21 protein-coding genes are annotated in these 21690 nt (G+C 32.6%); 5 read left to right on the top strand and 16 right to left on the bottom strand.

The annotated features are described in order from the left end of the window. Positions 1-301 precede the first annotated feature (301 nt). Positions 302-1093 carry an SDR family NAD(P)-dependent oxidoreductase gene (locus tag ACFOZ1_RS12415; RefSeq protein WP_390199732.1) on the bottom strand — a complete coding sequence of 264 codons (792 nt, stop codon included), beginning with the start codon at positions 1091-1093 and terminating at the stop codon, positions 302-304. A 234-nt stretch (positions 1094-1327) separates the two neighbouring features. Here ACFOZ1_RS12415 and ACFOZ1_RS12410 point away from each other — a divergent pair, with 234 nt between their 5' ends. Together ACFOZ1_RS12410 and rnz are read left to right on the top strand one after the other, a co-directional pair. Further along, positions 1328-2068: a glycerophosphodiester phosphodiesterase gene (locus ACFOZ1_RS12410; protein ID WP_390199730.1), complete on the top strand. Its 741-nt coding sequence runs from the start codon at positions 1328-1330 to the stop codon at positions 2066-2068. Between the two features lie 25 nt (positions 2069-2093). Then, positions 2094-3008, top strand: coding sequence for a ribonuclease Z (rnz, locus tag ACFOZ1_RS12405; protein WP_390199729.1), 915 nt, complete (start codon positions 2094-2096; stop codon positions 3006-3008). A 14-nt stretch (positions 3009-3022) separates the two neighbouring features. Here the strand turns inward: rnz and ACFOZ1_RS12400 are convergent, their stop codons facing one another. Together ACFOZ1_RS12400 and ACFOZ1_RS12395 are read right to left on the bottom strand one after the other, a co-directional pair. Next, on the bottom strand, positions 3023-4123 hold the full coding sequence (locus ACFOZ1_RS12400) for a DNA polymerase IV (RefSeq protein ID WP_390199727.1): 1101 nt from the start codon (positions 4121-4123) through the stop codon (positions 3023-3025). A 91-nt stretch (positions 4124-4214) separates the two neighbouring features. Next, positions 4215-5327, bottom strand: coding sequence for a M20/M25/M40 family metallo-hydrolase (locus ACFOZ1_RS12395; RefSeq protein ID WP_390199725.1), 1113 nt, complete (start codon positions 5325-5327; stop codon positions 4215-4217). A 96-nt stretch (positions 5328-5423) separates the two neighbouring features. On the opposite strand from ACFOZ1_RS12395, the gene prli42 reads away from it, so the two are divergent. Then, entirely contained in the window at positions 5424-5525 is a 102-nt protein-coding gene (prli42, locus tag ACFOZ1_RS12390) for a stressosome-associated protein Prli42 (RefSeq protein WP_390199723.1), read from the top strand. 110 nt (positions 5526-5635) lie between these two features. Here the strand turns inward: prli42 and ACFOZ1_RS12385 are convergent, their stop codons facing one another. The 3 genes from ACFOZ1_RS12385 to ACFOZ1_RS12375 all read right to left on the bottom strand — a co-directional run bounded on the left by ACFOZ1_RS12385 (position 5636) and on the right by ACFOZ1_RS12375 (position 8970). After that, positions 5636-6067: a BrxA/BrxB family bacilliredoxin gene (locus ACFOZ1_RS12385; protein WP_390199722.1), complete on the bottom strand. Its 432-nt coding sequence runs from the start codon at positions 6065-6067 to the stop codon at positions 5636-5638. A 66-nt stretch (positions 6068-6133) separates the two neighbouring features. Further along, positions 6134-7957, bottom strand: a complete 1824-nt coding sequence (locus ACFOZ1_RS12380) for a sensor histidine kinase (protein ID WP_390199720.1) — start codon at positions 7955-7957, stop codon at positions 6134-6136. Positions 7958-7983: 26 nt separating this feature from the next. Continuing rightward, positions 7984-8970 (bottom strand): BMP family ABC transporter substrate-binding protein, encoded by a 987-nt coding sequence (locus ACFOZ1_RS12375; RefSeq protein ID WP_390199719.1) that lies wholly within the window; start codon positions 8968-8970, stop codon positions 7984-7986. 244 nt (positions 8971-9214) lie between these two features. Between ACFOZ1_RS12375 and ACFOZ1_RS12370 the strand changes: the two genes are divergently transcribed. Beyond that, positions 9215-9895, top strand: a complete 681-nt coding sequence (locus ACFOZ1_RS12370) for a TerC family protein (RefSeq protein ID WP_390199717.1) — start codon at positions 9215-9217, stop codon at positions 9893-9895. Here ACFOZ1_RS12370 and ACFOZ1_RS12365 read toward each other — a convergent pair. The 7 genes from ACFOZ1_RS12365 to ACFOZ1_RS12335 all read right to left on the bottom strand — a co-directional run bounded on the left by ACFOZ1_RS12365 (position 9892) and on the right by ACFOZ1_RS12335 (position 18184). After that, a complete protein-coding gene (locus ACFOZ1_RS12365; protein WP_390199715.1) occupies positions 9892-10527 on the bottom strand; it encodes a trimeric intracellular cation channel family protein in 636 nt (211 codons plus the stop codon). The genes ACFOZ1_RS12370 and ACFOZ1_RS12365 overlap by 4 nt on opposite strands. Before the next feature lie 292 nt (positions 10528-10819). After that, entirely contained in the window at positions 10820-12103 is a 1284-nt protein-coding gene (locus tag ACFOZ1_RS12360) for a dihydrolipoamide acetyltransferase family protein (RefSeq protein WP_390199713.1), read from the bottom strand. Positions 12104-12118: 15 nt separating this feature from the next. After that, positions 12119-13102 (bottom strand): alpha-ketoacid dehydrogenase subunit beta, encoded by a 984-nt coding sequence (locus ACFOZ1_RS12355; RefSeq protein ID WP_390199711.1) that lies wholly within the window; start codon positions 13100-13102, stop codon positions 12119-12121. Beyond that, the gene (locus ACFOZ1_RS12350) at positions 13102-14082 is read right to left on the bottom strand and encodes a thiamine pyrophosphate-dependent dehydrogenase E1 component subunit alpha (RefSeq protein WP_390199709.1); all 981 of its coding nucleotides are present in this window, start codon (positions 14080-14082) and stop codon (positions 13102-13104) included. Before ACFOZ1_RS12350 ends, ACFOZ1_RS12355 begins: the two co-directional genes overlap by 1 nt. Beyond that, entirely contained in the window at positions 14075-15490 is a 1416-nt protein-coding gene (lpdA, locus tag ACFOZ1_RS12345) for a dihydrolipoyl dehydrogenase (protein WP_390199707.1), read from the bottom strand. Before lpdA ends, ACFOZ1_RS12350 begins: the two co-directional genes overlap by 8 nt. 13 nt (positions 15491-15503) lie before the next feature. Further along, a complete protein-coding gene (gene buk / locus ACFOZ1_RS12340; protein ID WP_390199705.1) occupies positions 15504-16577 on the bottom strand; it encodes a butyrate kinase in 1074 nt (357 codons plus the stop codon). 2 nt (positions 16578-16579) lie between these two features. After that, positions 16580-18184 (bottom strand): AAA-type ATPase lid domain-containing protein, encoded by a 1605-nt coding sequence (locus ACFOZ1_RS12335; protein ID WP_390199704.1) that lies wholly within the window; start codon positions 18182-18184, stop codon positions 16580-16582. A gap of 150 nt (positions 18185-18334) precedes the next feature. Here ACFOZ1_RS12335 and ACFOZ1_RS12330 point away from each other — a divergent pair, with 150 nt between their 5' ends. After that, the gene (locus tag ACFOZ1_RS12330) at positions 18335-18577 is read left to right on the top strand and encodes a DUF2627 domain-containing protein (protein WP_390199702.1); all 243 of its coding nucleotides are present in this window, start codon (positions 18335-18337) and stop codon (positions 18575-18577) included. A 42-nt stretch (positions 18578-18619) separates the two neighbouring features. Here ACFOZ1_RS12330 and ACFOZ1_RS12325 read toward each other — a convergent pair whose 3' ends face one another. The 3 genes from ACFOZ1_RS12325 to spo0A all read right to left on the bottom strand — a co-directional run bounded on the left by ACFOZ1_RS12325 (position 18620) and on the right by spo0A (position 21679). Then, complete coding sequence (locus ACFOZ1_RS12325) at positions 18620-19972, bottom strand: aspartate kinase (RefSeq protein WP_390199701.1); 1353 nt, start codon at positions 19970-19972, stop codon at positions 18620-18622. A gap of 190 nt (positions 19973-20162) precedes the next feature. Further along, on the bottom strand, positions 20163-20765 hold the full coding sequence (locus ACFOZ1_RS12320; RefSeq protein ID WP_390199699.1) for a CAP domain-containing protein: 603 nt from the start codon (positions 20763-20765) through the stop codon (positions 20163-20165). A 134-nt stretch (positions 20766-20899) separates the two neighbouring features. Continuing rightward, the gene (spo0A, locus tag ACFOZ1_RS12315) at positions 20900-21679 is read right to left on the bottom strand and encodes a sporulation transcription factor Spo0A (RefSeq protein ID WP_390199697.1); all 780 of its coding nucleotides are present in this window, start codon (positions 21677-21679) and stop codon (positions 20900-20902) included. Positions 21680-21690 lie beyond the last annotated feature (11 nt).

The raw sequence follows: 21690 nt of genomic DNA, 5'->3' as shown, positions 1-21690 counted from the left end.
TCGCATCCGAATTCATGGATCATTACATTATTTAACACCGAATGAATACAAGTTAATGAACCTTTAAAAATTTGTTTGATTTAGTGTTGACATACCAAAACGGTTATCCTCAACATATGAGTAGTATTATCTTTGACCGGTTTCTTTAAAAAATAAATAAAGTTGCACACATATCTAATTATCAATATCAAATAAATATGTGTGCAACTTTTTATTTATTAGAAGAAAATAAAATAAACTCTTTCAGCTAACTTAGGGAGGTTACATAAGAACGTTCGTCTTATTTATATTCAGACACTTATTACTTTTTAGAAAATTGCTTCTTAAGTAGTTTTTCCATTGTGTTTGGCGCTAATTGATAACAGATTGCTCCAAATTGCATCCATTGCGGCAAATTAATTTCTCTTTTACGCGTAAATAAAGATCCTACTATTTTTTTGGCAAGTTTATCTGGATCCAGCATATATTTTTCAATATTACGTGAATAGTTACCTGTTGGATCGGCATGCTCAAAGAATTCTGTTTTTACAGGTCCGATGTTAACAGAGGTGACATATACATTATCTTCGATTAACTCTAGTCTTAGAGCATTACTAAAACTAATAACAGCGGCTTTTGTTGCACTATACACTGCTGACTTAGGTGTTGCAAGTTTGCCTGCTTGGGAACCGATATTAACAATATGTGCATTAGGTTGCTTTTTAAGTATTGGTAAAAGGGTATATGTAGTGTAAATCAATGATTGAAGATTTAGATGTATCATGTTTTTAGATGTATTGAAATCCATTTGCTCTAGTTTTTCAAATTTCCCAAACCCAGCATTATTAATTATACCGTCAATGGTAGGATGTGAAATTTTTATATTGTCGAGAATAGATTCGTATTTATTTTGATCTAACATATCTACAACATAATAATAACTCTCCATGCCATATAAACTGTTAATTTGTTGTTTAATTTCTTCTAATTTATCTGAAGACCTTGCAATCATAATAGGTATAGCACCTTTTTCTGCTAGTTTCATTACGATAGATCGACCTATACCTGAAGAGGCGCCAGTAACCAAGATTATTTTATTTTGCAATATGTTCATTTTCATCACCTGATCTTTATCAAAATTTAATGTTCGTAACTGTCCAATTAATAACATAGACTTTTATTATCTGTGTTGTGTTACTCAACATTATATCATACAACGATTTAGAATCTTACTAATAGAAATGAATATGGAGCATATGAATAAAATAGATAAGTAAAATTGACAAGTAATATAAAAAATCTAGAATAAAACAATACAAGTGAAAAAATATACATGGAGGTGAGTCAATTGCATACACTAATTTACGCACATCGCGGGGCAAGTAAAGAAGCTCCTGAAAACACGATGCCTGCTTTTGAACTAGCTTATCAATCAGGAGCTGATGGAATAGAAGTCGATGTTCAATTAACAAAAGATAATATACCTATATTAATTCATGATGAGAATGTAAGACGCACTACTACAGGAACTGGCTTTGTTCAAGATTACACGTATAAAGAATTGTCAAAACTTGATGCTGGCATTTGGCATAGCGAGAAATACAAACACACAAAGCTAGCAAGTTTAGATGATTTGTTGCAATGGAATCTAGACAAACAACTAAAATTAAATATTGAATTAAAAAATAACCTTATCCAATATAAGAATATAGAAGAAATTGTCTATCGTAAGTTAGTAGAGTATAATATGGTTCATCAAAGTATCATATCTACATTTAATCGCAATAGTTTGATAGAATTAAATAAAATTGATAAGAACATTGTAACAGCAGTACTAACAAGTAAACAAAGGAGAAATTTAATAGAAGACAGTATGCAATTACAAGCAAATGGTGTTCATATTAGATTTCGATTATTAAATAAACGCCTAGTCGAAGTTGCTAATAAGAATGATATGTTTGTATCCGTTTATACAGTAAATCAGTCTATTTGGATGAAAAAAGTATTTAAATACGGTTGTCAAGGTATCATTACAGATGTACCTTATATAGCAAATCAAATAAAATCTAATTTTAAAGCTACCTTATAAGCTAAACAATTGAAGGAGTCATAATATGGAACTTGAATTTTTAGGAACTGGAGCAGGCATGCCTAACAAAGAACGTAATGTCAGTTCTATTGTTCTAGATTTATCTAATGAACTGAAGTCTATGTGGATGTTTGATTGTGGAGAAGGAACACAACATCAAATATTACATAGTACCATTAAACCAAGAAAAATTAACAAAATCTTAATCACACATTTACATGGTGATCATATATATGGGTTGCCAGGATTCTTAAGTAGTCGTTCCTTTCTTGGCGGGACAAGCCCATTAACAATCTATGGACCAAGCGGAATAAAAGAATTTGTCCAAACAGCGCTACAAATAAGTTGTACACATCTCACGTATGATTTACATTATCAAGAAATAGAAGATGGACTGATATTTAGTGATGATAATTTTACTATTACTGCTAAACAATTACATCATGGCATTCCGTCTTACGGATTCAGAATTGAACAACAACCGATTCAAGGTAAATTATTAGTAGATAAATTAAGAAATCATAATATTTTGCCAGGTCCAATATACAAAGAAATAAAGGAACAGACGCATGTAACATTACCTGATGGAACGATAGTAGCTACTGCACCATTCATCTCAGAACCACAACAAGGCAAAAAGATTGCAATATTTGGTGATACACGAGTAGATGATACAAATATCGAGTTAGCTCATGAAGTGGATGTTCTTGTACATGAATCCACATTTGCTAAAGATAAATCTACTCTTGCTAGAGATTATTTTCATTCAACTACTACAGAAGTTGCTACATTCTGTCTTCAAGCGAATGTAAAGAAGTTAATTTTAACTCATATCTCTTCAAGGTATCAAAAAGAAGAGATTCCACAATTGTTAGAAGAAGCTAGAAGTATTTTTTCTCACACAGAAATAGCGAATGATGGGACAAGGTTCAGTATATAATGAACCTTGTTTTGTTATAATTTATCAAAAATACTTAATTGATACGATGCTTCGTTTTTCTTCTTGGCATCTTGAAGTGTAATCCCTAATAATCTAATTGGTGATCCATCCCAATGTTGATTGAGTAGCATTTCGCTATAGTAAAAAATATCATCATGTGTATATATAAATGTAGTTAATTTCGTTCTTCTAGTTACTGTTTTTCGATTATAATACCGAATGGTAAGTTGCACAGTATCACTAACAGCATTTTTTCTTTCTAATCTATTTGCTACACTTTTCGCTAAATTTTGTAATTGTACAATTAATTCTTCATATGTAGTGATATCCTGCGCAAATGTTCTCGAATTACCAATACTCTTAAAGCTATATGCTTGTGATGGGTCTACTGGTCTTGGATCAAAACCAATTGCTCGATTATATAATTTTTGCCCATTTACACCGAGCAGTTGTCTTATTTTGTGTATATCTGTTTTCACAAACTCTTCTATTGTATGGATATGATTAGCTTTAAGCTTCTCTGCGGTTTTTCTTCCAATACCATACATTTCTTCAATAGGTAAGGGCCATAGCATTTTTTTAATATCTCTCTTACGAAGTATTGTAATACCATATGGTTTCTTCATATCTGATGCCATTTTGGCAAGAAACTTATTAGGAGCAATTCCTACACTGCAGGGCAAATGTAACTGGTTGTCTACTTCCATTTGAATCATTTTAGCAATTTCTATTGGCGTTCCAATTGAAGCACATTCTGTAATATCTAAATAACCTTCATCAATAGAAACTGGTTCTACTAAATCTGTAAATTGTTCAAATATCCGAAAAATTTGTTGTGACACCTCTCGATAGCGATTAAAATTAGGTTTTAAGACAACTAAGTCCGGACATAATTTCTTAGCCTCAAATACATGCATGGTTGTTTTAACTCCAAATTTTCTTGCTTCGTAACTACTTGTTACAATAATCCCTTTACGTTCATCTGGGTTTCCCGCAATTGCAACAGGCGTCCCTTTTAAAGCTGGATTATCCGCTATCTCCACTGAAGCATAATAACTATTCATATCCACATGAAGTATGACTTTACCCTTTTTGGGATACCACTCTTTTGACATGATTCATCCCTTCTTTTAAGAACAAAAATGGAAATTTCCTGTTGATTTTGCTCACAAATTTTCATTTTATAATTTTCTAAATAAATACAAGTCAGTTACTATTTTTAATGATACTAAGCATTAATTTAGGAATAGTAATTAATTGTTCAATTTGAATTTTTTCATTTGTTGTATGGATATTCTCGTATCCAATAGCTAAATTAACTGTTGGAATACCTTTTCCAGATAAATGATTCGCATCACTTCCACCACCACTAGTTACAAGTTTCGGCGTTAAGCCAATCGATGTTGTTGCACGCATCGCTTGAGTAACAACATAATCATCTTTTGAGAATTGATACGATGGATACATTTCTTCTATTTTGATAGACATCGTTCCTCCCATTGCAGTAGCAGTTTTCTCTAATGCTTCTACCATCACAGTGGTCTGTTGTTCTAGTTTTTGTTTGGAAATAGATCTAGCTTCTGCCACTAATAATACTTTATCACATACAATATTTGTAGGACCTTTACCTTCGAAACTACCAATATTAGCTGTCGTTTCTTCATCTATTCTTCCTAGTGGCATTTTCGATATCGCTTTTGCTGTGATACTTATAGCAGATACTCCTTTTTCTGGGCTCACACCAGCATGGGCTGACTTCCCTTTAATGGTTGCGTATAACTTATTTTGAGCAGGTGCTGCATTGACAATATTCCCTACATCTCCATCACTATCAAGTGCATATCCGTATTTTACAGGTAGTTTATTTATATCTATATGTCTTGAACCAACCAATCCAGATTCTTCCCCTGTCATTATAACAAAGTACAAATCTCCATGTTCTAATTTCTCTTCTTGTATAATTTGGATTGTTTCAAGTATTGCCGCAATGCCTGCTTTGTCATCTGCTCCTAATATTGTCGTACCATCTGTCATAATATAACCATCTTTTACAATCGGTGTAATCGATTTACCTGGTGTTACAGTATCCATATGAGAAGTAAACAATATTGCATCTCTATTTTTGTTACCTGGTAGTTTTGCAATCAAGTTTCCTGCAGCATGATTGGTCAACTCATTCGTATTATCTTCCTCCACAGTTAATCCGTATTCTTCTAAAATTTTTATCAAATAATTCGCAATTTCTCTCTCTTCCGTTGTCTCTGAATCAATCGAAACTAAATCAATAAATTGTTGAACAATTCTTTTTTCATCAGTCATTATCATTACCTCAATTCTATTTAATAATTACTTGTTCAAATAGCTAATACCATGTACAATAATAATAGGAATGTAAACAAAGGAGGAACGTGTTAGATGGCATCTAAACGTCAAAAAAGAATGAAAATTATTGTATATATTATGATTATTGTAATGGTATTATCTACTTTAACTATGGGATTATCCTTCTTAATCTAAATTGGAAAAGGAATCTACATCATAGATGAAGATTCCTTTTTTGCATTACCTAAACTTTTTGTATTAAATAATCATCTTTACTGAAAAAGGTTAATATTCACTGTAGTAACCTATACTTCCTCGCAATATTCATCAAATAATGTTTGTAATTTTGTCACTACTTCAACTGGACTGTGCCCTTCTATTTCATGTCTTTCAACCATTCTTTGAATTTCACCGTTCTTTAATAACGCGAAAGATGGTGAAGAAGGTGGGTATTGCCCAAAATAACTTCTCGCTACTTCTGTTGCCTCACGATCTTGCCCTGCAAACACTGTTACTAAATGATCTGGTCTTTTGTCATAATGAACAGCACTTGCTGCAGCTGGTCTAGCTACGCCTCCAGCACAACCACAAGTCGAGTTGATCATCACAAGTGTTGTACCTTCTTGTTTCAGCGCTTCTTGAACATCCTCTTTTGTATGTAATTCTTTATAACCGGCATCTCGTATCTCTGCTCTAGCTGTTTCAACAATATCACCCATAAATAAATTAAAGTCCATACTATTACCCCATTTCTCCAAATACATTTATACTATTATCATATCAATAAAAATATGGAATTTCAATTAAACAAACCGATTAGATGTAGACGAACAAATTGGTAAACGAATTTGAAATGTTGTACCAGTATTGTCACTCGTATACAGCTCGATGGAACCTTGATGATTCTCTATAATTGTTTTAACAACATTTAAACCTAGACCAGTACCATTGGATTTGGATGTAGAGAACGGTTCAAACAATTCTCTTTTGATAGAATCAGGTACACCTTCCCCATTATCTTGAATTCTTATATACACATCATCTTGTTGTTCAAAAGCAGAGATAGTTATTTTACCATTTGAACCAATTGCTTCAATACTATTTCTAATTAAATTCAAAAACACTTGTTTTAATTGTTTTGAATCTGCAAGTACACATTGATTTGTTAGATTCATTATAAAATCTATACTTTTAGACTTGAATGTTCCATTTAGTAATGGGAATAAGTCATTTAATACTTCATTCAAATCTGTTGGTCTCATTTCTGGCGGCTTCTGTTTCGACATTAGTAACATTTGCTCAACAATAGAATATAACCGTTCGATTTCTTTCATCATTAAGCGGAAATTAAATTGCTCAAGTTGCTCTTTATTCAACGATTCTTGCATTAATGTCAAAAATCCATGGATCACTGTTAGAGGGTTTCTAATCTCATGTGCAGAAGATGCTGCCATTTCTCCAACTAATGCTAATTTTTCTGACTTAATAATTCGCTCTTCCAATAACGCTGATTCTGTAATATCAATAAAGTAAAAAATTTTCCCTGTCTTTACACTCATATAGTCATTTAACTCTACTTGTGAAACAAGAAACACATAATGTTGTTGATTCAGTTCTATTGTAATCTTTTTATTTAAACATGTATCCTTAGAGAAAAAAAGTTGCAATAAAGGATTTGTTCTTAATTGAGGTATTACACGTTTATCTTGTAACTTTTCAGCATCTATTTGAAGTATTTTTTTTACAAAAGAATTAACCATGTACTCTTTTTCAGTTTCGTCATACGTAATAATACCAATTGGCAAAGAATTTAGAATTTCCTCATGTTTCACTTTGTCATGCAATATCTTCTGAAAAGATTGTTGCAAACTAAGTGACATTTGTGTAATCGATTTAGCAAGACTTCTAAATTCAATTTGTGATGGTTCATCCAGTTTGACATCGTAATTTCCATTAGCTATATGATTTACTTTTTGAACCATTTCAACAATAGGCTCAGACATATTTTTACTTACCCTATATGAGAAATAAATAGCTGTCAATACTCCAATAAAGGTCAGTACAAGTAAAATCATAATTGACTTTTCGATAATAATTGGAAATGCTTCGGAATTTTTGTCAAATGCTTGCATTTCTTCTTCTTTATTTGTCATAATAACCTTTTGTAATTCGATTAATTCAGGTAAATATTCCTTCTCTAACACACCTTTTGCCGCTTCTACTTCTTCATAATCTAATAATCCCATTACTTTATTTGTAATAATGAAGTCTAGTAATATCAATCTATTATTTAATTCAATTAACTCTATTGGCAACTCCATTGTTTCATTAAATTGGTTTTGACTGAAATCTTCATCAAAATCGAGGTAATTTCTAATAAAAATCTCTTTAGAATCATTTTTTAATTGTGTTTCGACTAAACTTTTTTTGATTGCCAGCTCTTTCTCCCAATGATTATACCAGACTAATGTAGGTAAATTTTCCTTTTTAATTGTATTCGTTACTTCATTAATTTCATCAAGTGATTGAATCAGAAAAATAGAAAATCCACTGAATATAAGCATTATTACAAGGAGAATACATAGCAGTTTGTTTCTTAGTGATAATTGCATCATAAAATTCTTCATCCACTTGTTCTCCTAACATGTCCTAACTATGGTAAAGCCAATATCTCTTCTTTTTCTTTTGAAATGATATCTAATTCTTCTTGTGTGAACATATCTCCAAATGGTGCTAAACCATAAACACCATCCGTTGTGTCTAAATACTTTATTTCTTCTTCGATACCATTCTCACTTGTATAATCTTTCATAATAGCTGTATAAATTTTCGGTACGTTATTCAAAACACTTGTTAGCACAATTTCATTAGCCATATATGCTTGATCTTCTAAATAACCGATTGTATATAAACCTTTTTCTTTTGCCAAATTAATAACGGATTGATTATAACTATTTCCTTTAGAGTAAATGATATCTACCCCGTCCTCAATCATATTATTAGCAATTTCTAATGCTTTCTCATGATCTTCTCGTGAATAAACTACCCCATATTGAAACTCTATTGTTGGATCAATTGTTGCTAATCCTTTAGGAAAGCCCCAGTCTTTATGTCTATTATCTACTGCATCAATTACGCCAACTTTTTTAGTTTTCGTTTTTAATGCAGCAGCTACACCTGCAACATATTCAATTTCTTGGTGATCAAATGTGTATACAGCTAAATTATCATTTACATATGTACCATGGATTGTAATAAATTGAATATCTTTATAATAATCCGATAACTTATAAAATGCTTCCGAAAATTCTCGACCATGACCAATAATTAAATTCACATCATTTTCTATTGCTTCAGTAATGAACGATTCAAGTTCATTATCAATGTCAACCTCAGCTTTTAAGTTAATGTCAACATTGAATTCATTTTCCATTTCTAACTTCCCTTTGTATGCTTGACTACCCCAACTTTGATCTCGCAAATTATCTGTCGTAAGTATTAATACTTTTGTAGGGTTTTTTACTTCTTCTTTCATATCCTCCATAATTTCATTGGAACGAATTAATAAAAATAAGAAAAAAACTGAAGTTACTACTAACGTAATTCCAAGTATGTATTTAATTTGTTTAGATGGTTCCATAACGCACTCCTCTTCCTGTCACATCATTAATTATACATAATACAAGCCGATTTGAACACATCTAATTACAACAATTGAATCATTCGACATTTTTCGCGATAGGTATTTAACTAGTCTATAATAAATAAAAATTTAATTCTCCTTATATAATTTAAATCTTCTATTTAATTTAGCATATCTATTATACAAGCATGCATATAGTAAGTTAGGCTAATTTGTCCAAAAAGTTTAAGGAGGAATATGATTGTCACTATTAATGTTTCTTAACGATATGGATTGGGTTCGACTATTACAAATTATCTCGATTGATATTGTTTTATCTGGAGACAATGCATTAATTATAGCATTAGCTACAAAGAATTTAGCAAAAAAGCACCAAAATAAAGCAATATTAATTGGTGTAGGTGGTGCTATCTTACTAAGAATTATATTTGCAACAGGTGTAATATATTTACTTCACTTTCCTATGATATATTTTATTGGTGGTTTGCTATTAATCTGGATTAGTTACAAATTATTATTAAATGATGTAGAAAACCAACATATTACGTCACATTCATCTATATACAAAGCTGTGTTTACTATTATTATGGCTGATGTAATTATGAGTTTAGACAATGTAGTAGCTATTGCTGGTGCTTCTGAAGGTGACATTGGTTTACTCACATTTGGTGTCATTATAAGTATACCTTTGATGATTTTCGGATCTAAATTTATTGTAATGATACTGAATAAATACCCGATCTTTATTTATATTGGCGCAGCTATTCTTGTCTATACAGGTACAGACATGCTTATTCATGAACCTTTTATAATGAACACATTCCAAATCCAACATCATTATCTTGTTATCATCTTATCTATCATCATCACTATTGGTGTAATTGTAAGTGGATATATTACAAAAAGGCAAATAACAGATTAAGATTTTATTGAACGGTTTATTTTTGATTTTCTATCCACAATTGGTATATTCCATTTACATTTGATAGCAATCATCCGAATTGTAAATGTTACAGTTAAACAAATATACAAACTAATAATTGGTGAGAATAAGTTATATGTTAATAATAAAGAAACAGAACCTAAAATCGAAGCAATTCCATATACTTCTTTACGAAAAACTTGAGGAATTTCCTGTACAAACACATCTCTTAATACACCACCGCCAATTCCTGTAACAAGACCCATTGCCACAACTAGAAATGGTTGTGAATAATCTATACTGAGTGCTGCATTAGCACCAACGGCAGTAAAAACACCTAAACCAATTGCATCAAAAAAAGAAATACTATTGTTAAAGCTTCTTATTTTGTCATAAAAAAGAATTGTAATTAAACTAGCTAAAAGACTCACTAAAAAATATTGTGGTTCAGCTAAATTAGTTGGAGGAATTTTCCCAATCATCAAATCTCTTATAACCCCTCCGGCAAGAGCAGTAGTAAGTCCTAATAGTAGAATTCCAAAAATATCTAACCTTTTTTGAATAGCAATTAAAGATCCAGAGATTGCAAATGCAATCGTACCTAAAAATACAAATGCTTCAATTAAAATCATATAAACCTCCTGCAATAGAAACAAAATAATAATATAATTTATACCTATACCTTTCATTAGTATACAAAAAGGTCTTACAGAATGATATAGTTTTTTTAAAATAGTACAACTTTATTCCATATTAACAATCGGTTTTTATTGATCGTAATTATAAACCTATAAATTAAAAAGAAAAAACCGATCTATATCAGAATATTTATTTAAAATATTGATATAATGTTCGGTTTTTTTGTTTTTACATATCTTACTCTATTCAATCATCAAAAAATCAAATGGGAAGAATTTCATCCGTTTAATAAATTGGTGTAGTTTCACTCGAAATGTTTTCTAAAATACTTTTCACATGAGACATAAATGCTCCACAAATGACACCATCTAAAACACGGTGGTCTAATGATAAACATAAATTCACCATGTCTCTTGCAGCAAACATGTCATTAATAATTACTGGTCTTTTTACAATTGACTCCACTTGTAGTATAGCAGACTGTGGATAATTAATGACTCCCATTGACTCAACAGAACCAAAGGAACCAGTATTATTAACTGTAAATGTACCACCTTCCATATCATTTTGTGTTAAATTACCAGTTCTGGCTTTTCTAGATAATTCATGTATTTCTTTAGCGATACCTTTAATACTTTTTTCATCTACTTGTTTGATGACAGGTACATATAACTCATGCCCATGCGCAACTGCAATGGATAAATTAATTTCTTTTCTTTGAATTATTTTGTCTCCTGCCCAACAGCTATTTAATTCAGGGAATTTCTTTAAAGCTTTTGCAACTGCATTCAAGAAAAATGCAAAATAAGATAAGTTATAGCCTTCATTTTCTTTAAACTGAACTTTCTCTGCATTTCGATATGCTACTAAGTTAGTAACATCCACTTCAATCATCATCCATGCATGTGGAATCTCTGTTTTGGAACGAACCATATTCTGCGCAATCGTTCTTCTTAATCCTGTAACAGGAATCTCTCTATCACCTGGATTTGCCTTTAATGGCTTTCTTCTAATGATTGGCGGTGTGAATTCATCTATTTCTACTTCAGCCTGTTGATTCGGTTCTATTGTAGGTACCTCTTCTTTAGTCTTATGACTAGTCACCCTGTCGTTCTCATCAGTATTTGTGAGTAATTTTTCAATATCTTTTCTTGTAATACGGCCGCCTTTTCCAGTGCCTGACACACTAGTTAAATCAATATCATTCTCTTGAGCTAGACGCATTACAACAGGTGAATATCGTTTTTTCATTCGATCATCGTCTTGCGTGCCATTGGTCAGTTCCTTTGGAGGATTGACTTGATCTGCAGCAACCTTCTTATCTTCTGCTCCATCCTCGATATAACACATCAATTGTCCGACCTCGATTGTTTCGCCTTCTTTAGCAATTAATTCCGTAATTGTACCTGAATAGGTAGATGGTACTTCTGCATTCACTTTATCTGTCATTACTTCAGCAATGGCATCGTATTTTTCTATGTAGTCTCCAACCTTCACCAACCATGTAGTAACAGTACCTTCAGTTACACTCTCACCTAACTGAGGCATATTAATTCGTTGTATGCTCAATCTACTCACTCCTCATTAAAATTCTGCAAGCTCTCGCAACGCACGCTCCACTTTGTCTGTATTAATTAAAAATTCTTTTTCTAAATTAGGTGCAAATGGTGAAGCAGGTATGTTTGGAGCTGCTAAGCGCTTTACAGGTGCATCAAGATCAAATAAACAATTTTCACTAATAATTGCAGCAACCTCACCAATTATACTACCTTCTTTATTATCTTCTGTTACTAATAAAGCTTTACCTGTTTTTGAAACAGACTGAATAATTGTCTCTTCATCAATTGGATACACCGTACGTAAATCAACTATTTCTACACTAATTCCATCTTGTGCTAGTTTTTCAGCAGCTTGCTTTGCAAAGTGAACACAAAGACCATATGTTACAACAGTCACATCGGTTCCTTCTCTTTTCACTTCCGCTTTTCCAATTGGAATAGTGTAATCTGTATCTGGTACTTCTTCTTTTAATAAGCGATATGCTTTTTTATGTTCTAGGAATAAAACTGGATCTTCATCTCGAATTGCAGATTTTAATAGTCCTTTTACATCATAAGGGCTTGAAGGCATGACTATTTTCAATCCTGGTTGATTCGCAAAAATTGCCTCGATGGATTGTGAGTGATATAAACCTCCATGCACTCCAGCACCATAAGGAGCACGTATTGTAATTGGACAGTTCCAATCATTATTTGAACGGTAACGAATGCGTGCAGCTTCAGAAATAATTTGGTTAATTGCTGGCATGATAAAATCAGCAAATTGCATCTCAGCAACCGGTCGCATACCATACATAGCAGCTCCAATCCCAACTCCTGCAATAGCAGATTCAGCTAGAGGCGTATCTATTACTCTCTTTTCTCCAAATTGGTCATATAAGCCATCAGTTGCTCTAAATACGCCTCCCCTTTTACCAACATCTTCACCCAATACAAAAACTTTTTCATCACGTTCCATTTCTTCTTTAAGTGCTAATGTTACTGCTTGAATATAGGACAATACTGCCATTATTTTACCTCCTCAGCATATACAAAGCGCCCAATTGTATCAATTTCTGGATATGGGGCATTTTCAGCATATGTTGTTGCTTCATTGATTACTTGTTTAATTTGTTCTTCCAATTCCTTATCTATCTCATCAGTTAAAATACCTTTTGTTTTTAGCTCTTCTTTAAACACATGTAAACCATCAATTGACTTTGCTTGATCTACTTCGTCTTTTGTTCGATATGTCATATCATCATCATCACTTGAGTGTGGCGTAAGTCGGTAAGATACAGCTTCAATTAACGTAGCGCCCTCACCATTTATTGCACGTTCTCTTGCTTCTTTCACTGCATTATAAACAGCCATTGTATCATTTCCATCCACTTTTACACCATGAATGCCATATCCAATTGCTCGATCAGCTATCGAGTCGCAAGCCACTTGTTTATTTAAAGGCACAGAAATTGCATATTTGTTGTTTTCTACCATGACAATAACTGGTAGCTTGTGTACACCTGCATAGTTTAATCCTTCATGAAAATCTCCTTGGTTGGAAGAACCTTCTCCCAACGTTACAAATGAGACTATATTCTTTTGTTCCATTTGAGCAGCTAATGCAATACCGACAGCATGAGGTACTTGTGTCGTAACAGGTGAAGAGCCTGTTACAATTCTATTTTTCTTTTGACTAAAGTGACTAGGCATTTGTCTCCCACCAGAATTTGGATCTTCTGCTTTAGCATAGGCTGATAACATTAAATCTTTTGCTGTCATTCCAAAGTGCAATACTACACCTAAATCTCTATAATATGGTAATACATAATCTTGTTCTTTATCTAACGCTGTAGCCGCAGCAACTTGCATCACTTCTTGTCCCTGGCAAGAGACAACGAAAGGAATACTGCCTGATCTATTTAACAACCACATTCTTTCGTCAATTCTTCTCGCTAATAACATTTCTCGATACATTTCTAATAAAAGTTCATTTGATAAGTTATCCATGAATTTTCCTCCCCTTTGCTGCTAATGCAACCTCCATAATAATTTCTGAGATAGATGGGTGTGGTGCAATAATTTCAGATAATTCTAATCCTGAACTATCAAAATAATTAGCGACACTAACCTGCCCAATTAATTCTGTTACACCTTGACCTATTAAATGTACGCCAATAATATCGTCATTACTTTCATCTATAATAATTTTTGCAAACCCTTTCGTACTACCATTAACATGTGCTTTACCAATTGCTTGCAACGACGTTTTTGTTGTTTGGATTGCATATCCTTTACTTATTGCTTCCTCTTCTGTTAATCCAAGTGACGCAACTTCTATTTCTCCATAAATACAAACAGGGATATCTGATTGATCGAAAAGTGTAGGTGCTTTTCCTAAAATATGTTCTATTGCTTTTTGTGCTTCATATGTAGCTACATGCGCTAATTGAAGTCCACCAATTACATCACCAATTGCATAGATATGACTTTCTTTTGTCTGTCCATATTCATTTACTTTTATAAAATTATTTAATAACTCAATATCTGTATTTTCAATCCCAATATTAGAGATATTTGCTTCTCTTCCAACTGCCACCAAGACTTTATCTACATTGATAAATGTATCTTGATTATTGATTGTTAACTCTATTTTATTTGATGCGTCTACATCGTGTTGTTTTATTAATGTATTCGTCCTAATTTGCACACCCATTGACTGTAAATGCTTGTGCATCTGTTTAGAAATATCTTTATCTGCAGTAGGAAGAATGCGATCTCCTGCTTCGACAATAGTGACATCCACACCAACTGTTTGAAAGAACGACGCCCACTCTACTCCAATCACACCTCCACCAATAATTGCAATAGAGCTTGGAAGCTCTGTTAAGCATAACGCTTGGTCAGAATGAATAATCTTATCTCCATCTACTTCCATTGTCGGTAATGCTTTTGGTTTTGAACCTGTTGCTAGAATAACATTTTTGGGGACCAATATATCGTTTTCCATTTCTGTATCATATTCGACAGAAATGGAACCAGCCATTGGTGAAAATATGGATGGCCCTAAAATTCTACCGTGTCCATTGTATACATCAATCTTTTGTTTACTAACTAAGTTTTTAACTCCTTGATGCAATTGATTCACAATTTTTTCTTTACGTGTTATTGCAGTAGATAGTTGAAAAGTCGGTTCATTTACTTCTACTCCATATTTAGATGCATTCCGTACCGTCTGAAACACTGCAGCACTTTTAAGTAGAGCTTTTGTAGGTATACATCCTTTGTGTAAACATGTCCCACCAAGTTTTTCTTTTTCTACAATTGCCGTTTTTAATCCGCTTTGGGCTGCTCTTATTGCTGCAACATATCCTCCTGTACCTCCACCTAAAACGACAACATCATATTCTTTTGCCATAAAAAATACCTCTCTATTCATCAGTATAGGTTTTTAATGTTTCTTCCCCTTTTAAAACGCGTAATGTACCTTTTGCCATAGCTGACATCACATGGTCACCTGGATATGTGAAAATATCAGCAATCCAACTCACGCGATCTATGATTTCTTTTACTAAGAAGTGATTAAAAGCTAATTGGCCTGTTAGTAATATCCCATCGACATCCCCTTTTAACACAGCAGACATCATGCCAATCTCCTTTGAGATTTGGTAAGCAAAAATCGATAAGACTTCTAATGTTCGTGCATCTTTTTTCTCTGTCAATTCCATTACTTCTTCAATGTGATGTACGTTTAAGTATGCTTTTAGTCCACTTTCATATGTAATCTTTTTCTTAATCTCTTCTTCTGTTAGTCCACTTGTAAAACATAAATGGACTAACGATAAGTTAGGTAAAGTCCCAGCACGTTCAAACGAAAATGCACCTTCTCCATCAAATCCATTATTTACATCAATTACCTTACCTTTACTATGTGCACCGACAGTAATGCCAGTGCCTATATGCGCAATGATTAAGTTCACATTATCATAATTTTTATTCTTTTCTTTTGCGTATTCTAAAGCGACATTTTTTTGATTTAATGCATGGAAGATACTTTTTCGTTTCATTTCTGGAATTCCAGTATATTTACTAATTGGTTCCATTTCATCCACTACCACCGGATCAACAATGTAAGAAGGAATTTTTAAAAGGTCTGCCATTTCTTTTGCGATAATTGCTCCTAGATTAGACACATGCACACCATTTACGCCTCGATATAGATCTCTAATCATTTCTTCATTTATTGCAAATGTTCCTCCAGGAATCGGTCGTAATAACCCTCCCCTCCCACAAATTGCATCAATGATACTAAGATTAATTCCCAATTCTGTAGTCACCTGTATAATCGATTGCAACCGAGATTGCACTTGTTCATATATAGACACTTTCATTTCATTAAATGTAAGGGGAACATCATGTTCAAAAATGTTTCGTTCATCTTCAAATAACGCAATCTTTGTAGAATGCACTAATGGATTAATCACTAAAATGCGGTATTGTTTCATTTTTACGAACGACCCCTATCAATATTATACTTGTCCATCTTGTAATATAAATTTCTAATAGAGATTCCTAATTCTTTTGCAGTTTTGGTCTTGTTGTAATTATTACTAATAAGTCGGTTATGAATGTATTTCTTCTCAAATTCATCCATTGCTGTTTGTAATGATGCTTTTTCATTAGATAGTTCATACGTTTCTTCTCTTTCACCATTCAAATATTCCGGTAACATTTTTGTCGAAATAACCGTTGTGGATGGATTCGCTATTCTACCAATATACTCCATCACATTTTGCAATTCAGCAATATTTTTAGGCCATTCGTACGTATTAAACAGATGCATTATTTCCTCATCTAATGTTTGTAATTGTAAATCGTATTGTTCATTCATTTTCTCAAGATAGTTTTTTATAATGAGTGGAATATCCTCTTTCCTATCTTTCAATGATGGTAAGTAAATAATATATTTCGTTATCCAATCATAGAAATGTGATTTATGCATTTCTATTACATCAGTAGAGAATATAAATGTGATTTCAGTCTTTTTGCTACAGAGCATAATTTTTTCTAATATCGTTTCATTCAAATCAAACACGTATTTCACATATATTGTCCCATTATACACATTGGACTCATCTAGTATCTCTATTAACAATCGTTCTAGTGAGGTCGAATCTGTTCTTCCATCAAAACGAAAAAACGGCAAATAATTCTTTTTATTGTCAGAATGAATGGCACGGGCAAATACTTCTTTTCCTGTACCAGGTTCGCCTTTTATCAATATAGGGACTTTCATTTTTGAAAATAACTTAGCTTGGTTGATTGCTAATTTCAAATCAAATGATTCCCCAATAATGTCTGTATATGTGAAAGTTTTTTCTAGATTTCGAATAACTTTTTTCGCTATCTCATATTTTTTCTCGAAATATTTGAATGCTTCATCGTTTTTAATCATTTGAAAACAACCATATAATTTTCCGGAGATAATAATAGGCTTTGTTGTCACTTGCAAACTTAATCGCATTTGTCCAATGTTAATATTCACAACAGAAGATCTTCTAGATTCAACAGTTTCATTTATTATATTTTTTAAGATTTCATTCAGTTCATTTACTGCATCCTTATCTTCTGACTTTATTTTATTGAATGTAGTAGTCCATCTCTTGTTATGAATTGTTTTGTTTAAATCAGGTAATACATAAGTAACAGCATCTGGTGAATAATCTGCAATTAATGGTATAAGTTCCATTATTGGAAAGTAATCTGTATTTTGTTTCACTTGTTCCATAAAACTTTCAAAAGGAATGATTATCAATGTTACACATTGCATCCTACCTTGATTATCTACAGAAGGACTATAGATACAATAGTATTTATTTTGCTCTATATATTTGATTGTATGAATCACTTTTCTCTGTTTCCAAACATTATGTGCCACTTCATCATCTATGATCAGTTGATAAGATTCCATATTAGTTACACTAAAATATTCTTTTAGCTTTTCATTGGCATAGACAATAGAATCTTGTTTTAACACAATGAATCCGAATGGTAATAAATGATGTAATTCTTCATTTGTTAAATATGCGTGTAACGGTTTATTTGCAGACATTTTCACCACACCTTGCATGTTTTTGCATGATTTAATAGTATAACTTTATGCAAGAATGTGCAAGTTATAACTCGATATTGTATTTATATGGCGATATGCTATACTACTTCATAGATTCACTGCACTATTTAATTGTTAGGAGTTACTATAATGAGACTAATCGCATTGATATTATTGATTTTACCTGTAGTTATTGCTACTTATGGTATTAAGCTAATGAGAGACGCTTTATTCGGAGAACTTATACCTATTTATTTTCATATCGTACTTCAATTTATTATAGGCTTAGGCTTATTTATTGGGGGATTATCTTTCATTGGTGGATTTATTTTACACCGTGATAAAAAAAGACAATTAATTAAAGGCGGCAAAAACAATAGATATAAGGAATAATCTATTGTTTAGCCGCCTTCTTTATCATTTTATAAATAGACTTTATTTGTCACAAAAGAACATGTCATATAATGATCTAACCGCTTCTTCTACTCTAGACGCTTTTATTCCAAACATCATAGAAACCTCAGATGACCCTTGATTAATCATTTCTAAGTTCACATTCGCTTTTGCGAAAGCATGTGTCGCTTTGTCTGCTAGACCAATTGTACTATCCATTCCCTCGCCTACGACCATAATTAATGCCAAATCTCGATCTACATGAACAGTATCTGGATGTAACTCTTCTTTAATTCGTGCAATTACTCGTTCTTCTTTTTCTTTTGGCATTTTTGATGCACGAACAATTATGGAAATGTCATCAATCCCTGAAGGTGTATGCTCAAAAGAGATTCCCTCATCTTCTAGAATTGTTAATAACTTTCTTCCAAAACCAAGTTCGCGATTCATTAGATATTTACTAACATAAATACTGACAAATCCAGTATCACTAGCTATGCCTACAACCGGATTAGGTTGTGGTTCTTTTTTAGATACAATAATAGTTCCCATTGCTTGAGGGTTATTAGTATTTTTAATACACACTGGGATATCTGCTTTAAAGGCAGGTATTAACGCTTCATCGTGAAATACTGAAAATCCTGCATATGACAATTCACGCATTTCTTTGTACGTTAAAGAAGTGATTTCTCTTGGATTTTTCACAATATTCGGATTTACACAATAAACGGAATCTACATCGGTGAAATTCTCATAAAGGTCTGCTTTTACTCCAGCAGCAACAATGGAGCCTGTAATATCAGATCCACCTCTTGAAAATGTAATTAACTTTCCATCCTTTGTATATCCGAAAAATCCAGGAATAACCACAATTTCATTTCGATTTCTTAGTTCATATAATTTATCATAGCTTTCGTCTAGTATTTGTGCGCTACCAGGAGTATCACTTACAAAAATCCCCGCTTCTTTAGGATTCAAATATACTGCATCCATTCCGATAGATTGCAAATAAGCACTCAAGACTTTCGCCAATGAGTCTTCACCTGTTGCTTTTATTGCATCCATTTTTAATTCATCACTTTGATCCGATGCAAAAATACGTTCCACACCCAGTTTTATCTCATCAATCACATCAGTAGATAATTCTAATTCTGTAGTAATCTCTTTAAATCTGTTCAATACAATTTCTAATTTATCTTCATATGGTTGATCACTCAAATATGCTTCACCCATATTAATTAATAAATCTGTCACTTTAATGTCTTCTGAAAAACGTTTTCCTGGTGCAGATACTACAATCACTTTACGTTCTTTGTCATCACTGATAATATTTGCTACTTTACGTAACTGCTCAGCATTTGCTACTGAACTTCCTCCAAATTTAGCTACTTTCATCGACATAACCTCTCCAACTTATAATTTTTATATCCATAAAAATAGTATCATATTTCAGAACATTTTGTTAATTAAAAGTTGGACATATTTTTAAAAATATGAGAGGATATGCTCGTTATCGCTCACTTCATTGCCGATTTGGTATAATTTCAGCATACAAGCGGTTCAATTCGATATATTCACGCTTTTTTTATTTTGAAACAAATAGTTGGGTCCAATAGTTACCTTCACTTACATATCCGACGCCGATATGTGTATACTTTCCATTTAGAATATTCGCACGATGTCCAGGTGATTCCATCCATGCTTTCACCACTGCATATGGCGTTGTCTGCCCCTTAGCAATATTCTCAGCAGCAGCTTGGTATGAAATATTAAAATCTCTCATCATTTTAAATGGTGAACCATATGTTGGACTTGTATGACTAAAATAACCCTGCTTCATCATATCTGTAGATTTGTATCTTGCTACCCTTGATAATTGCCAATCTGGTTTAAGAGGAGCTAAACCATGTTTCTGTCTTTCTTGATTTGTGTATTGAATGACTTGGTGTTCAATTTTTTTAATATGATCAATGTCAGGTATTGTTACGATTTGCCCAGGATAAATCAGATCAGGATTTGGTATTTGCTCATTTGCTTCAATGATTTCTGACAACCCAATTTTATGCCAGACAGATATTTTCCATAGAGTGTCTCCATGTTTCACTTCATATTGTTGCGCTGCAGAAATAGTAATTGCCGGGATAAATAATAGTAATACAATAGATATAGCAATCATTTTATTTATCATTTAAATACCTCCTTGTATCATACACTTTTTAGTATTTGCCATTTTTATTTTGTTATACAAAAAAATCCATCACTTGGATAAAAAAGTGATGGATTTAAAACTTTAAGATAAATTAAATTTAATTGCATGTAACATTAAGAAGCTCTATGCTCCAATCTTAATCTATCTGCAACCATTGCAATAAACTCGGAGTTGGTTGGTTTTGCTTTCGAAACACTTACAGTATAACCAAACAAGGAAGAAATAGAATCAATATTACCTCTACTCCATGCTACTTCAATGGCATGTCTTATTGCTCTTTCTACTCTTGATGCAGTTGTATTAAATTTCGTAGCAATGTCTGGATATAATACTTTTGTTATCGAACCAAGTAATTCGATATCATTATAAACCATCGTAATCGCTTCACGTAAATACATATAACCTTTTATATGTGCTGGTACACCAATTTCGTGAATAATATTTGTAATACTTGCTTCAAGATCAAACTTCTTGTGATGACCAACTTGTTTGCGCTCTGTTGTTTGATTCACCGTTTGCATTCCTTTTACTTGCCTAATTTGATCTGCTAAATGCTCTAGATCAAAAGGTTTGAGGATAAAATAAGAAGCTCCAAAATTAACTGCCTTTTTAGTGACATCTTCTTGACCAAAAGCTGTTAACATGATGACATGTATATGTTTTGTACGTTCTGATTGCTTCAATTTACTCAAAACAGCCAATCCATCTATATGTGGCATGATAATATCAAGAATAATAACATCTGGTAACACGTCTTCAACTAATTCAAGACACTCTTTTCCATTGTATGCTCGACCTACAACCTGCATATCTTGTTGTTCTTCTAAATACTCCTCCATCAATTGTACAAGCTCTCTGTTGTCATCTACTAACAATACTTTCGTCTTCTCCACTAAACTTCCTC

It is taken from the genome of Gracilibacillus marinus (assembly GCF_042651725.1).
In the GTDB taxonomy this organism is placed as follows: domain Bacteria; phylum Bacillota; class Bacilli; order Bacillales; family Amphibacillaceae; genus Gracilibacillus; species Gracilibacillus marinus.
Note: the sequence above shows the minus strand (reverse complement) of the source record. Positions and strands in the feature narration are given on the sequence as shown.